Genomic DNA, 13,825 nt, shown 5'->3' with positions numbered 1-13,825 from the left:
GGACCGTGAAACGACTCCACGCCGATGATAGTGCGGATACCCGTGTGAAAGTAGGTAATCGTCAGGCTCCTCATGCTTCAAACAAAAACCCCACCCCAAAAGGTGGGGTTTTTGCGTTTGAAGCGCGGCATTTGCATCAACGAAGTCTGTTCCGGTGCCGTTCCAACTCCGATGCGCTGCTTCAGTCGGTAGAATGGCATCGAAAGGTTGTACCCATCATGCCGACCCATCCCGGAGCGCATATGAGAACGAGCCTGTTGATTGCCGCCGTCAGCGCGACGCTGCTTTTTGCGGCGTGCGGCAAGAAGAACGATGCAAGCGAGTCCAGCCTCGGCGACGCGATTTCCGCCGACATGAAAACGAATCGCGGCTTGCTATGCCTGAATCGCAGCGGCCGCGGCCCCTACGCGTTCCCATCGGCCTATAGCATTCGGGACCTCAACGAATATTCGGCTGCCGCGCTGCGCGAACAGCTCGCTGCGCTCGAAAAGAGCGGGCTCATCGCGCGAGCGGCCCCGACATCCGCGAACGCTAACGCCAAACAGAACGGCCTCGCGTACAGCCTTACGGGCGAAGGGCAAAAGTACGCGGTCGAAACCAACCGGCCCGCCGGCGATCCGAACGCGACGAGCGATCCGCGCGCCTGGATGCTTTGTTACGCGCACGTCAAGCTGGACAAGGTCGTGAGCTGGACCGAGCCCGATCCCACCGCTCACCGTTCCGACGTTACCTACACCTACAAGCTGGAGAGCGTGGCTCCGTGGGCCGACGATCGCGACATCAAGCGCGCTTTCCCGGAGGTAACCGCCTCAGACCGCGAAGCAGGCGAGACGAAGCTGCATGTCATCCTGGAACAGCGTGAAGACGGCTGGGTCCGCGTCGACTGAGGACCATCGCCGCATGTCCGAGCAAGACTTCGATCCTTCCGCCGGCCCGCCGCGCATGTCCGACGTCGCGCGTCTCGCCGGCGTGTCGAAGATGACCGTATCGCGCGTGCTCGCCGGACATAGCGTTGCGTTGGCGACGCGCGAACGCGTGCAGCAAGCTATCGACGAACTCGGCTACGTCGCCGATGCCGCTGCCGGCGCGTTGTCGTCCGGCCGTTCGGAATTCGTTGCCGTGCTGGTGCCGTCGCTTGCGAGCTCGAATTTCTCCGACACGGTGCGCGGTCTTTCCGCGTCGCTCGAACCGCACGGCCTGCAATTGCTGATCGGCGACACGGACTACCATCTGGATCGCGAGGAACGGCTCGTGCGCTCGATGCTGCGTCATCAGCCGCGCTGCATCGCGTTGACGGGCTCGCGTCGCACCGAAGCGACGCGCGCGCTGTTGCGCCGCTCGGGCATTCCTGTCGTGGAGATGTGGGATTCGCCTTCCGATCCGATCGATGCCGCCGTCGGTTTTTCCAACGTCAGCGCCGCGCGCGCAATGGTGCGGTATCTGGCGGACGCAGGCTACCAACGCATCGGCTTCCTGGGCGGGGCGAGCGAGCTCGACCGTCGCGGTCTCGATCGTCTGAAAGGCTTTCGTGCGCAGATGAAGGCGCTCGGCCTCGACGATCGACGCATCATCCGTCTCGGCGATTCGCCGATCACGATGAGTCACGGCGGCCCGGCGATGGCCGCACTGCTCGAAGCATGGCCCGACACGCAGGCCGTGATGTGCGTGAGCGACATGTCCGCGTTCGGCGCGATAATGGAATGTCACCGGCGCGGCCTCACCGTACCGGACGATATCGCCGTCGCGGGCTTCGGCAATTTCGAGGTTGCCGCATGCTGCACGCCATCGATCACGACGGTTTCCGTCGACGCATACGGCATCGGCCTGCGCACCGGAGAGACCTTGCTCGCGGCGCTCGAAGCGCGCGATCAGGGCGTTGCTGCACCGCCGGCCAAGCGCGTGCGCGTGGCCTATTCCGTGATAGCGCGCGAAAGCGCTTAAGCCGAAGCAGTAACGCGATTGCGTGCTAACATTGATCGCGATGTTACCGGTAACACCACTATGAACACAGCGTCGAACGACTGTGAATGATGGAGAGACACCTCATGCCCCAACAGAATCCCAAGCGCCTGCGCAGCCAGGAGTGGTTCGACGATCCCTCGCACGCCGACATGACCGCGCTATACGTCGAGCGCTTCATGAATTACGGCCTGACGCGCGAGGAATTGCAATCGGGCCGCCCGATCATCGGCATTGCGCAGACCGGCAGCGATCTCGCGCCTTGCAACCGCCATCACATCGAACTGGCCGCGCGCACGAAGGCGGGCATTCGCGATGCCGGCGGCATCCCGATGGAGTTCCCCGTGCATCCGCTCGCGGAGCAGAGCAGGCGTCCGACCGCCGCGCTGGATCGCAATCTCGCATATCTCGGTCTCGTCGAAATCCTGCACGGCTTTCCGCTCGATGGCGTCGTGCTCACCACCGGATGCGACAAGACCACGCCCGCATGTCTGATGGCGGCCGCCACCGTCGACATGCCCGCGATCGTCCTCTCGGGCGGTCCGATGCTCGATGGCTGGTACGAAGGCAAGCGGGTCGGTTCGGGCACGGTGATCTGGCACGCGCGCAATCTGCTCGCGGCGGGCGAGATCGATTACGAAGGCTTCATGCGCCTGACGACCGCATCGTCGCCGTCGATCGGACATTGCAACACGATGGGCACCGCGCTCTCGATGAACAGTCTCGCCGAAGCACTCGGCATGTCCTTGCCGACGTGCGCGAGCATTCCCGCCGCGTATCGCGAGCGCGGACAGATGGCGTATGCCACGGGCAAGCGCATCGTCGACATGGTGCGTGAAGAGTTGAGGCCGTCGAAGATCATGACGCGCGAGGCGTTCATTAACGCGATCGTCGTTGCATCCGCGTTGGGTGCATCGACGAATTGCCCGCCGCACTTGATCGCGATCGCGCGGCACATGGGCATCGAACTGAGTCTCGACGACTGGCAGCGCCACGGCGAGCAAGTGCCGCTCATCGTGAACTGCATGCCCGCGGGTGAGTATCTCGGCGAGAGTTTTCATCGCTCGGGCGGAGTGCCTGCGGTCCTTAGGCAACTCGACGAGGCCGGACTCATCGCGCGCGATTGTCTGACGGTGTCGGGCCGCACGATCGGCGAGATCGCGAGCGATGCGCCCGCCGCCGACAACGAGGTCATCCGCACGGCGGACGATCCGCTGAAACACGGCGCGGGTTTCATGGTCCTGTCGGGCAATTTCTTCGATAGCGCCATCATGAAGATATCGGTCGTCGGCGATGCGTTCAGAAAGACCTATCTGAGCGAGCCGGGCGCGGAGAACACGTTCGAAGCGCGCGCGATCGTCTTCGACGGTCCCGAGGATTACCACGCGCGCATCAACGATCCGTCGCTCGAGATCGACGAGCACTGCATTCTCGTGATTCGCGGCTGCGGCACCGTTGCGTATCCCGGCAGTGCGGAGGTCGTGAACATGGCGCCGCCCGCCGAGCTCATCAAGCGCGGCATCGATTCGCTGCCCTGCATGGGCGACGGCCGGCAAAGCGGCACGTCCGCGAGTCCGTCGATTCTGAACATGTCGCCGGAAGCGGCAATCGGCGGCGGTCTTGCGATGCTGCGCACGAACGACCGGATTCGCGTCGATCTGAACGCCCGCAGCGTGAACGTGCTGCTCGACGAAGCCGAACTCGAAAGCCGTCGCGCGCAATCGTCGTTCGCCGCGCCGGTTGCGCAGACGCCGTGGCAGGAGTTGTATCGGCTGACGGTCGGACAGTTGTCGACGGGCGGATGCCTCGAACCCGCGACGCTGTATCTGAAGGTCATCGAAACGCGCGGCAATCCGCGTCATTCACATTGAGCGAGCCGCCATGTCCTACGCCATCTATCCGAGTCTTGCGGGCAAGCGTGTTGTCGTGACGGGCGGCGGCAGCGGCATCGGCGCGGCGATCGTCGAGGCGTTCGCGCAGCAGGGCGCGCGCGTGTTTTTCATCGATGTCGCCGAGGCCGATTCGCGTCAACTCGAACAGACGCTCGCGAGCGAGCAGCATGCGCCGAAGTTCCTTCGTTGCGATTTGCGCGATGCCGGCGCGATCGAGCAAGCCTTCGACGCCATTGCGAGCGAAGCCGGTTCCATCGACGTGCTGATCAACAATGCCGCGAGCGACGACCGCCATCATTGGGACGATGTGAGCGCTGCGTACTGGGACGAGCGCATGGCCGTGAATCTGCGGCATCAGTTCTTCTGCGCGCAGGCGGCCGCGAAGCGCATGCGCGCGCAGAAGCAAGGCGCGATCGTGAACATGGGCTCGATCTCATGGCATCTCGCGCTGCCCGATCTCACGCTTTACATGACCGCGAAGGCCGCGATCGAAGGGCTCACGCGCGGCCTTGCGCGCGAACTCGGTGAGCATGGCATTCGCGTGAACACGGTGATTCCCGGCGCGGTGCGTACGCCGCGCCAGATGAAGTTGTGGCAGTCGCCGGAGAGCGAGGCGCAGCTGCTTGCGCAGCAATGTCTGCATGAGCGGATCGACCCGGAACACATCGCGCGCATGGTGCTGTTCCTCGCATCCGACGATGCGGCGCGCTGCACCGCGCGCGACTATTACGTCGATGCCGGATGGTTCGGCACCTGACGCGTCACCCGATGCGTTACCTGATGGTTACGTCACGCGCACGTCGCGACGCCGCACCACTTTCGGCGTTGGCTTGACCGTCGGCATCGTGCCGCTTTCGATGTAGTGCTGCACGGCGTCGGCGGCTTCGTGGTAGTCGCGTTCATCGAGCCAATGCCAGACCGCAGCGAGAAAGAGGCCGAGCCCCGCGTTTCCACAATGGGCGATGACTTCAGTAATGCCCTCCGCGAGCGCTTCGTCGCGGCCTTCGGGCCGCATCGCGCTCGCGATATGCGATGCCGCGCGGGACACCAGCATGGCGTGCATCGTATGCAATTGCGGGTTGAACGTGTTTGTTGCGTTTCTTCTTTGACTGCCACTCATGACGCCCCCGTCTCTGGCACCGGCCTGCTGCGTGCTGGGATGCGATGTCCGCATCCAAAAAGCAGCACGCGCCGCGATTGGATTTCGAAAACGCCTTGTTTCGGCGCTGGGGCAGTTGAACGCAAGAAGCGGGCCGACTCCGGCTTCTAGCGATGAATTATCTAGCCCGGCCTTGCGGGACGAGGCGCAACGCAATTTTCCGATGATCGGACCAGAGCGCGCACAGCGTGCTCTCCATGCATTCCGTACAATCGACTGCCCGCGATGCGCGCACTTCGTCAAAACATGCATCTCTTCTTCGCTTTTTGCTCCGATGTGTTCGCGCGACGTCCTCATGTCGCGTTGTGCGCGCTCGCGTTGCTCGCGGGTTGCGCGTCAGGCACGCCGGCGCGCAGCCAGGAAGCTGCATCGCACGAGCCGCAGCCGCTGCATCACGCAAAACGCACTTCGTCGGGCTACGAGAACAACTATGGAACCTTGCCGCGCGAATCGTTCCTGAAGTGGCGCTGGGAGCGCTTCAAGCAAGGCTTGCCGAAGCCGCCGGCGAACGGCTATCACTTTCCGATGGCGCATCCCGACATCGCCTGGCTCAAGGCCAACCGCACCACCGACACGCTCACCTGGATCGGTCATGCAAGCGCGCTCGTGCAGATCGACGGCGTGAACATCCTCACCGATCCGGTGTTCTCGGAACGCGCGTCGCCGTTCTCGTTCATCGGCCCGAAGCGCAAGACGCCGCCCGGCCTTACGCTCGACGAGCTGCCGCATATCGACATCGTGCTGATCTCGCACAATCACTACGATCACCTCGACAAGCCGAGCGTCGAAGCGCTCAACCGTCAGGCGGGCGGGCCGCCGCGCTTTCTCGTGCCGCTCGGCATCGAACAGTGGATGAACGATATCGGCATAACGAATGTGGAAGAGCTCGATTGGAGCGACGAAACGCACGCGGCCGGCCTCGATATCTGGTTCGTGCCGAGCCAGCACTGGTCCGCGCGCACGCCATTCGACCGCGCGGAAACGCTGTGGGGCGGCTGGGTGGTGAAAACGCCGGCAGGCGCGGCGCGTCCGTATTCGTTTTACTTCGCGGGCGATACGGGCTACTCGCCGGACTTCCGCGATATCGCCGCGCGTTTCGGCGGCTTCGATCTCGCGCTCATTCCGATCGGCGCGTACGATCCGCGCTGGTTCATGCAGGCGCAGCACGTCGATCCCGAAGAAGCCGTGCGCATCTTCCAGGACGTGCATGCGAAAAAGGCGATCGGCATTCACTGGGGTTCGTTCGAGCTGACCGACGAACCGCTCGACGAGCCGCCGCGCCGTCTGGCCGAAGCCGTGCGCCGCGCCGGCCTGCCCGCGGACGCGTTCACCGTGCTGAAACACGGTGAAATGATTCATCTCGACACACCGGATTCAAGCGCAGCCACAATCGGCCGTTAACACGGTGTGGCAGCGCGTCTTTCACGCGCGGAAATCCATCTGTATCTGCGACGCCTCGCGTTTCTCGCGCGGCGCGCGGTCGTCCTTTTCCAGTTATAGGGCTCAAACGCGTGAAGCAACTGTCCATCCGGCATCGCATTCTGGCGAGCTTCGGCATCATCCTTACCCTGATGCTCGTCATGGCCGCATTGTCATACACGCTGCTCGGCGGAATCGATCGCGAAGCAAAGAGCCTCGAAGACGATTCGATGATCGGCTTCTCGGTCTCCAACGACCTGCGCGCGGCCTGGATCGAGAACTACACGCTGACGCAGCGGCTCGTCTTCATCGACCGCGACGAAGAGCAGATACGCCGCGACACGCAGCATCTCGCCGAAACGCGGGCGAGCATCGACAAGCTGCTGGAAACGTACGCGCCGACCATCTTCGAAGAAGACGACCGTCGCCTCTTCAACGAATTCAAGCGCCAGCGCGACCTCTACCTTCCGGTACAGGATCAGACGCTGCGAGAGCTCGCGAGTGCGAAGGACGCGGCCGTCGCGACCTTCAATACGCGTCTCACGCCGGCGTGGGAAGCGGGTCAGGCCGCGACGCGCGCGCTCGTCGAGCATAACGAAGTCTTCAACGCGAAATCGGTGCAAAGCATTCGCGGCTCGGTGCAGAAATCGGAAACGACGCTCATCGTCATCATGGTCGTGGCGATCGGGGCGGCGGCGGTGCTCGGCTTCATGCTGATGAAGGCGCTGACGGTGCCGATGCTGCGCATGGTCGACGTCGTCGACAAGATGCGTACCGGCGATCTCACACAGCGCCTCGCGCTCGCGCGCCGCGACGAGTTCGGCACGCTGGAGGCGGGCTTCAACCGCATGACCGATGAACTCACGGGCCTCGTCGGCCAGGCGCAGAAATCGGCCGTGCAGGTGACGACGTCGGTATCGGAGATCGCCGCGACCGCGCGCGAGCAGCAGGCCACGGCGAGCGAAACGGCCGCGACGACGACGGAAATCGGCGCGACGTCGCGGGAAATTTTCGCGACCGCGCGCGATCTCGTCCGCACGATGAACGAAGTCTCGGGCGTGGCGGAGCAATCGGCGGCGCTCGCGGGCACCGGTCAGGCGGGGCTTACGCGCATGGAGGAAACCATGCGCCTCGTGATGGAAGCGGCAGGCTCGGTGAACGGCAAGCTCGCGATCCTCAACGAGAAGGCGGGCAACATCAATCAGGTCGTCGCGACCATCACGAAAGTTGCGGATCAAACCAATCTGCTTTCGTTGAACGCGGCGATCGAAGCGGAAAAGGCGGGCGAGTACGGGCGCGGCTTCGCGGTGGTCGCGACGGAAATCCGCCGCCTCGCCGATCAGACGGCGGTCGCGACGTTCGACATCGAGCAGATGGTGAAGGAGATTCAATCGGCGGTCGCGGCGGGCGTGATGGGCATGGACAAGTTCTCGGAGGAAGTGCGCCGCGGCATGCTCGACGTGCAGCAGGTAGGCGGACAGCTTTCGCAGATCATCCATCAGGTGCAGACGCTCGCGCCGCGCTTCTCGATGATCAACGAAGGCATGCAGACGCAGGCGACCGGCGCGGACCAGATTTCGCAGGCGCTCTCGCAACTCTCCGAGGCCGCGCAACAGACGGCCGAGTCGCTGCGCCAGTCGTCGCAGGCAATCGACGATCTCACGCACGTCGCGAACGGTCTGCGCACGGGTGTGTCGCGCTTCAGAATCGCCGCTTAAAGGCGCGCCGCGATGCTCTTCGTCCAGTTCACGCTCGACGCCGACCGCTATCTTCTCGACAGCGCGCAGGTCGAGCGCATGCTGCCGCTCGCGCCGCTGAAGACGCTGCCGGGCGCGCCCGCATGGGTCGCGGGCGTGCTCGACTGCGAAGGCGCCAACGTGCCCGTTATCGATCTCGCGGCGCTCGCGCTCGCGCGTGCCTCGCACGAGAGAGTGTCGACGCGGCTCGCGCTCGTCGCGTATCCGCGTTGCGGCGACGACGGCGCGATAAAGCATCACCGGCTCGGTCTTCTGCTCGAACAGGCGACGCGCACCGTCACCTTCGATGCCGCTTCGTTCACCGATGCGGGCATCGACACGCCGCACGCGCGCTATCTCGGTCCGCTCGCGCGTGACGAGCGAGGCCTGCTGCAATGGGTTCGCATCGAGCATCTGTTGCCCGATGACGTGCAGACGCTGCTCTTCGCCGGGAGCGAAGCATGAGCGCGCTGCCGAGCGCCTTCGCGGACGAAGCATTCGGCGTCGGCCGCTTCATCGAGCTGTTGCATCGCACGATCGGCCTCGATGCCGAATCGATCGGCGCGAACGCCGTATCGCGCGCGGTACGCGAACGCTTCAACCTGTGGCGCGACGAGCAAGGCGGCACGCTCGACGATTACTATCGCGCGGTGATGCAGGACGGCGCGCGCATGCAGGAGTTGATCGAAGCGGTGGTCGTGCCGGAGACGTGGTTCTTCCGCGATCCCGAAGCGTTCGCCGCCCTCGCGCGACTTGCGCGCGTGCGTCTGCATGAACGGCCCGCGAAGCCGCTGCGCGTGCTGAGCGCGCCGTGCTCGACCGGCGAGGAAGCCTATACCGTCGCGATGGCGCTGATCGAAGCGGGCATCGCTGCGGAGCGCTTCACCATCGACGCGATCGACGTGAGCGAACGCGCGCTCGCTATTGCGCGCCGCGCGCATTACGGGCGCAACGCGTTTCGCGGACGCGCGCTCGGTTTTCGCGACCGTCATTTCCGCGCGACCGATGGCGGCTGGCAGCTCGATCCCGCCGTCGCACAGAGCGTGCGCTTCTCGCAAGCGAATCTGCTGCAACTCGATACGCATGCGTTCGAGCGCTTCGATTTCATTCTGTGCCGCAACGTGCTGATCTATTTCGATCGCGATACGCAGCGCGCTGTTCTGCGCGTGCTCGATGGCTTGCTCGCAGAAGGCGGCACGCTGTTCGTCGGTCCGGCGGAGACGGGTCTTCTGATGCGCGAGGGCATGAGTTCCGCGAACATTCCGCTCGCCTTCGCGTTCAATCGGCCCGAGCGCGAGCGCGCGAACGTGTTCGATGGTGCATGGCCGAGTCCGCAGATCATCGCGAAGCCGATGAAGCCCGCGTTCGTGTTGCCCGCATGGGCGAGTGCGCCGACCGTCGTTCGTGCGATGCCGGTTGCGAAGCCGCACGCCGAACCCGCGCCGCCGGCAAGTCTTGCGCACGCGCGTCAACTCGCCGATGCCGGCCAGCTCGACACCGCTGCGAATGCCGCGCACGCGTATCTCGACGCGCATCCATCGAACGCGGATGCGTACTATCTGCTTGGCGTGATCGCCGATGCGCGTGGCGAGCATCAGGCATCGCGCGGGCATTATCGTCGTGCGTTGTATCTCGATCCCGCGCATCGCGAGGCGCTCACGCATCTCGCCGCGTGTCTCTCGCTCGACGGCGATGAAAGCGGCGCGCGTCTGCTGCTCGCGCGTGCGCAACGCGTCACGGAGCGCGCGCGATGAACGCACGCGACATCGGCGTCACGAACGATATCGACGATTGCTGGAACCGCATCGGCGTGCGCGGCGATGCATCGTGCCCGAAGCTCGAACGCTACGTGCATTGCCGCAATTGCCCGGTTCACGATGAAGCCGCAGCGCGCGTGCTGGATCGCGTGGAAGCGCGTACGTCGATCGTCGCTTCGGCGGTCGTCGAACGAGGCGACAAGCAAACCGATACGCTCTCATGTCTCGTGTTTCGCATCGGCGGCGAATGGCTCGGCTTGCCGACGAACCTCTGCGCGCAAGTGGCGCAATTGCGCCCGGTGCACTCGCTGCCGCATCGGCGCAATCGCGCGGTGCTGGGCGTCGTGAACGTGCGCGGCAGATTGATCGTGTGCGCTTCGCTGGCGCGGCTGTTCGGCATCGAAGCGGACGAAAGCGCTGCAAAAAACGTATCGCTCGATGCCCGCGAACTCGGGCGTCTCATCGTCATGCAGTGCGGCAATGGCGATCACGAAGGACCGATCGCTTTTCCCGTCGATGCCGTCGACGGCGTGCATCGCTTCACGCAGGCGCAGCTTCAGCCGGTGCCCGCGACGCTCGCGCAGCGCCTGTCGTCGAACGCGCATGCGGTGGCCGCGTTCAGGCACGCGACCGTCGGCCTGCTCGACGCCGATCGACTCATCGACAGCCTGAACCGGAGTCTCACATGACGAGCATCGATGCGGGACGTTCGTCGCTGCTCGACCTCTTTCAGGAAGAAGCGCGCGGGCAGGCGCAGATTCTTTCCGATGGCCTCATCGCGCTCGAACGTGCGCCGCGCGATCCCGTCACGCTCGAAGCGAGCATGCGCGCCGCGCATTCGCTGAAGGGCGCGGCGCGTGTCGTTGGCGTGCCGGTCGGCGTGACGCTCGCGCATGTGATGGAAGATTGTTTCGTCGCAGCGCAGGAAGGGCGCATCGTGCTCGATGCGGGTTACATCGACATGCTGTTGCGCGGTGTCGATCTGATCGTGCAGATCGGCGAGGCGCGCGATATCGATGCACAGACCGCGCTCGAACGCGAAGTCGATGCGTTCGTGGATGGCCTCAGCGCGCATATGGAAGGCGCAACATCCCAACGCGAACTTACACCGACGAAACCGTCCGAGCCAATTCAGGCACCATCGCGCACGAACGAAGCTCGCATGTTGCGCATGCGCGCGGACACGCTCGATCGCCTGCTGAGTCATTCGGGCGAATCGCTCGTCGAATCGCGCTGGCTGAAGCCGTTTTCGCAATCGATGCTGCGCGTGAAGCGCGTGCAGCACGATGCGAGCCGCGCGCTCGAACGCCTGCACGAATCGCTGACCGATTCGAACGCCGCGCAACTCGATGCACGCACACACGCCGCGCTCGACGAAGCGCGTCGTTTGACGGCGGAAGCGCATCGTCAGTTGAGCGAGCGTCTGGCTGAACTGGAAAACTACGACCGGCGTTCGACGCATCTCGCGCAGCAGATCTACGACGAAGCGCTCGCGTGCCGCATGCGTCCCTTCGTCGATGCAACGGGCGGCTTCGCGCGCATGGTGCGCGATGTCGCGCGCGGACTCGGCCGCGACGTGCATCTCGTCATCGCGGGCGAATCGACGCAGGTCGATCGCGACATTCTCGATCTGCTCGACGCGCCGCTCGGGCATCTGTTGCGCAACGCGGTCGATCACGGCATCGAGCCGCCCTCATTGCGCCGCGCGCTCGGCAAGCCCGAAATCGGCACGATCACGCTCGAAGCGCGCCATAGCGCGGGCTCGCTTTTCATCAGCGTGTCCGACGACGGCGCGGGCGTCGATCTCGATGCGCTTCGCCGCGCGGTCGTGCGCAAGCATCTTGCGAGCGAAGACACAGCCGCGCGCCTCACGGAAGCGGAACTGCTCGAATTTTTGCTGCTGCCCGGCTTTTCGATGCGCGATGCCGTCACCGATGTATCCGGCCGCGGCGTCGGCCTCGATGCGGTGCAGGACATCGTGCGGCAAGTGCGCGGCAGCGTGCGCGTGACGCAGGTAACGCATGTGGGCACGCGCATCGCGCTGCAATTGCCGCTGACGTTGTCGGTGATCCGCAGCCTGATCGTCGAAGTGGCGGGCGAGCCCTACGGACTGCCGCTCGCGCATGTCGCGCGCACGCTGGTGCTGCCCGCGAGCGCCATCGACATGCTCGAAGGCCAGCAGCATTTTTCCTTCGACAGCAAGCGCATCGGCCTCGTCACCGCTCACCAGATTCTCGAAACCGCCGCGTTCGAAGCCGCGAGCGAAAGGCTCAACGTCGTCGTCATCGGACAAGGCGCGGCGAGTTACGGCATCGTCGTCGATCGCTTTCTCGGCGAGCGGATGCTCGTGGTGCAACCGCTCGACAAGCGCCTCGGCAAGGTGCGCAACATCGCGGCGGGCGCGCTGATGGAGAACGGCGATCCGCTGCTCATCGCCGATCTCGACGACTGGCTGCGTTCCGTCGAGAAGCTCGTCGGCAGCGGCGAGCTCGGGCGCGTCGGTGCCGGCGCTTCGCGTGCACGCGTGGCGAGCGCGAAGCGCGTGCTCGTCGTCGACGATTCGCTCACCGTGCGCGAACTCGAACGCAAGCTGCTCGCGTCGCGCGGCTACGACGTGTCCGTCGCGGTCGATGGCATGGACGGCTGGAACGCGGTGCGCGGCGCGGACTTCGATCTCGTCATCACCGATATCGACATGCCGCGGCTCGATGGCATCGAGCTCGTCACGCTCGTCAAGCGCGATGCGCAACTCGCCGCCCTGCCGGTGATGATCGTGTCGTACAAGGATCGCGCGGAAGATCGTCAGCGCGGCCTCGACGCGGGCGCGGACTATTACCTCGCGAAAGGCAGCTTTCACGATCAGGCGTTGATCGATGCCGTGCGCGATCTCATCGGCGAGGCGAAGACATGAAGATCGGCATCGTCAACGATGTTGCACTCGCGGTGGAAGCGTTGCGTCGCGCGCTCGCGTCGCGGCCCGACTTGGAGATCGCGTGGATCGCGCACGACGGCCAGCAGGCGATCGACTATTGCGCGGCGCACACGCCCGATGTCGTGCTGATGGATCTCGTGATGCCGAATGTCGATGGCGTGCAGGCGTCGCGGACCATCATGGCGCGTTCGCCGTGCGCGATTCTCGTCGTCACGGTCGATGTCGGCGCGAACGCATGGCGCGTCTATGAAGCGATGGGCGCGGGCGCGCTCGATGCCGTCGATACGCCCGCGCTCGCCGGCGCCGATGCGCGTCGCGGTGCGGCGGCGCTGATCGCGAAGATCGATCAGATCGGCGCGCGGCTCGCATCGTCGAGCGTTTTGCCCGCAACGAAGAGCGGCGATCGTCTCGTCGCGATAGGCGCATCGGCGGGCGGACCGTCCGCGCTCGCGACACTGCTCGGCGCGTTGCCGAAGCATTTCGCGGCGGCGCTCGTCATCGTGCAGCACGTCGATCGCGCGTTCGCCGAAGGCATGGCGCAATGGCTCGATGCGCAATCGGCGCTACCCGTGCGTATCGCGCGTGAAGGCGACAGGCCCGCGCCCGGCGAAGTGCTGCTCGCCGCGACCAACGATCATCTGCATTTCGCCGACGCCACGCGCCTAGGCTACACCGCGCATCCGGAGCAATTGCCGTATCGCCCGTCCGTCGACGTGTTCTTTCAGAGCGTGACCGAGCGCTGGACCGGACGCGCAGTCGGCGTGCTGCTGACCGGCATGGGCCGCGACGGCGCGATCGGACTGAAGGCGATGCGCGCGAAGGGTTATCACACCATCGCGCAGGACGAGGCGACGAGCGCGGTGTACGGCATGCCGAAGGCGGCGGCCGCGCTCAACGCGGCGGCGTCGATACTGCCGCTGCCGCGCATCGCGGATGCGATCGCCAAGGCGTTCGACTGAGCTCAGCGAAGC

General features: G+C 64.9%; 12 protein-coding genes. 11 read left to right on the top strand and 1 reads right to left on the bottom strand.

Translation table 11 applies throughout. The annotated features are described in order from the left end of the window. The 4 genes from NCS03_RS19305 to xylB form a co-directional block, all read left to right on the top strand. Positions 1-887: SEN1982 family lipoprotein (locus NCS03_RS19305; RefSeq protein WP_250529596.1), on the top strand; the 887-nt coding region annotated here is incomplete at its 5' end. A 13-nt stretch (positions 888-900) separates the two neighbouring features. After that, the gene (locus tag NCS03_RS19300) at positions 901-1,941 is read left to right on the top strand and encodes a LacI family DNA-binding transcriptional regulator (protein WP_250529595.1); all 1,041 of its coding nucleotides are present in this window, start codon (positions 901-903) and stop codon (positions 1,939-1,941) included. A gap of 104 nt (positions 1,942-2,045) precedes the next feature. Next, positions 2,046-3,830, top strand: a complete 1,785-nt coding sequence (locus tag NCS03_RS19295) for an IlvD/Edd family dehydratase (protein WP_250529594.1) — start codon at positions 2,046-2,048, stop codon at positions 3,828-3,830. A 10-nt stretch (positions 3,831-3,840) separates the two neighbouring features. Then, on the top strand, positions 3,841-4,608 hold the full coding sequence (xylB, locus tag NCS03_RS19290; RefSeq protein WP_250529593.1) for a D-xylose 1-dehydrogenase: 768 nt from the start codon (positions 3,841-3,843) through the stop codon (positions 4,606-4,608). Between the two features lie 27 nt (positions 4,609-4,635). On the opposite strand, the gene NCS03_RS19285 is transcribed toward xylB, so the two are convergent. Then, the gene (locus NCS03_RS19285) at positions 4,636-4,905 is read right to left on the bottom strand and encodes a hypothetical protein (protein WP_239294385.1); all 270 of its coding nucleotides are present in this window, start codon (positions 4,903-4,905) and stop codon (positions 4,636-4,638) included. A gap of 330 nt (positions 4,906-5,235) precedes the next feature. Here NCS03_RS19285 and NCS03_RS19280 point away from each other — a divergent pair, with 330 nt between their 5' ends. From NCS03_RS19280 to NCS03_RS19250, 7 genes are all read left to right on the top strand, one after another. Continuing rightward, complete coding sequence (locus tag NCS03_RS19280; protein ID WP_250529592.1) at positions 5,236-6,411, top strand: MBL fold metallo-hydrolase; 1,176 nt, start codon at positions 5,236-5,238, stop codon at positions 6,409-6,411. Between the two features lie 110 nt (positions 6,412-6,521). Further along, on the top strand, positions 6,522-8,147 hold the full coding sequence (locus NCS03_RS19275; RefSeq protein WP_250458043.1) for a methyl-accepting chemotaxis protein: 1,626 nt from the start codon (positions 6,522-6,524) through the stop codon (positions 8,145-8,147). A gap of 12 nt (positions 8,148-8,159) precedes the next feature. Continuing rightward, positions 8,160-8,630 carry a chemotaxis protein CheW gene (locus NCS03_RS19270; protein ID WP_008352785.1) on the top strand — a complete coding sequence of 157 codons (471 nt, stop codon included), beginning with the start codon at positions 8,160-8,162 and terminating at the stop codon, positions 8,628-8,630. Next, on the top strand, positions 8,627-9,919 hold the full coding sequence (locus NCS03_RS19265; RefSeq protein ID WP_250529591.1) for a CheR family methyltransferase: 1,293 nt from the start codon (positions 8,627-8,629) through the stop codon (positions 9,917-9,919). The genes NCS03_RS19270 and NCS03_RS19265 overlap by 4 nt, the downstream gene beginning before the upstream one ends. Next, entirely contained in the window at positions 9,916-10,611 is a 696-nt protein-coding gene (locus NCS03_RS19260) for a chemotaxis protein CheW (protein WP_250529590.1), read from the top strand. The genes NCS03_RS19265 and NCS03_RS19260 overlap by 4 nt, the downstream gene beginning before the upstream one ends. Beyond that, positions 10,608-12,833, top strand: coding sequence for a hybrid sensor histidine kinase/response regulator (locus tag NCS03_RS19255; RefSeq protein WP_250529589.1), 2,226 nt, complete (start codon positions 10,608-10,610; stop codon positions 12,831-12,833). The genes NCS03_RS19260 and NCS03_RS19255 overlap by 4 nt, the downstream gene beginning before the upstream one ends. After that, positions 12,830-13,813: a chemotaxis response regulator protein-glutamate methylesterase gene (locus NCS03_RS19250; protein WP_250529588.1), complete on the top strand. Its 984-nt coding sequence runs from the start codon at positions 12,830-12,832 to the stop codon at positions 13,811-13,813. Before NCS03_RS19255 ends, NCS03_RS19250 begins: the two co-directional genes overlap by 4 nt. Positions 13,814-13,825 lie beyond the last annotated feature (12 nt).

This window comes from Caballeronia sp. ATUFL_F1_KS4A (assembly GCF_023630905.1).
In the GTDB taxonomy this organism is placed as follows: Bacteria; Pseudomonadota; Gammaproteobacteria; order Burkholderiales; family Burkholderiaceae; genus Caballeronia; species Caballeronia zhejiangensis.
Note: the sequence above shows the minus strand (reverse complement) of the source record. Positions and strands in the feature narration are given on the sequence as shown.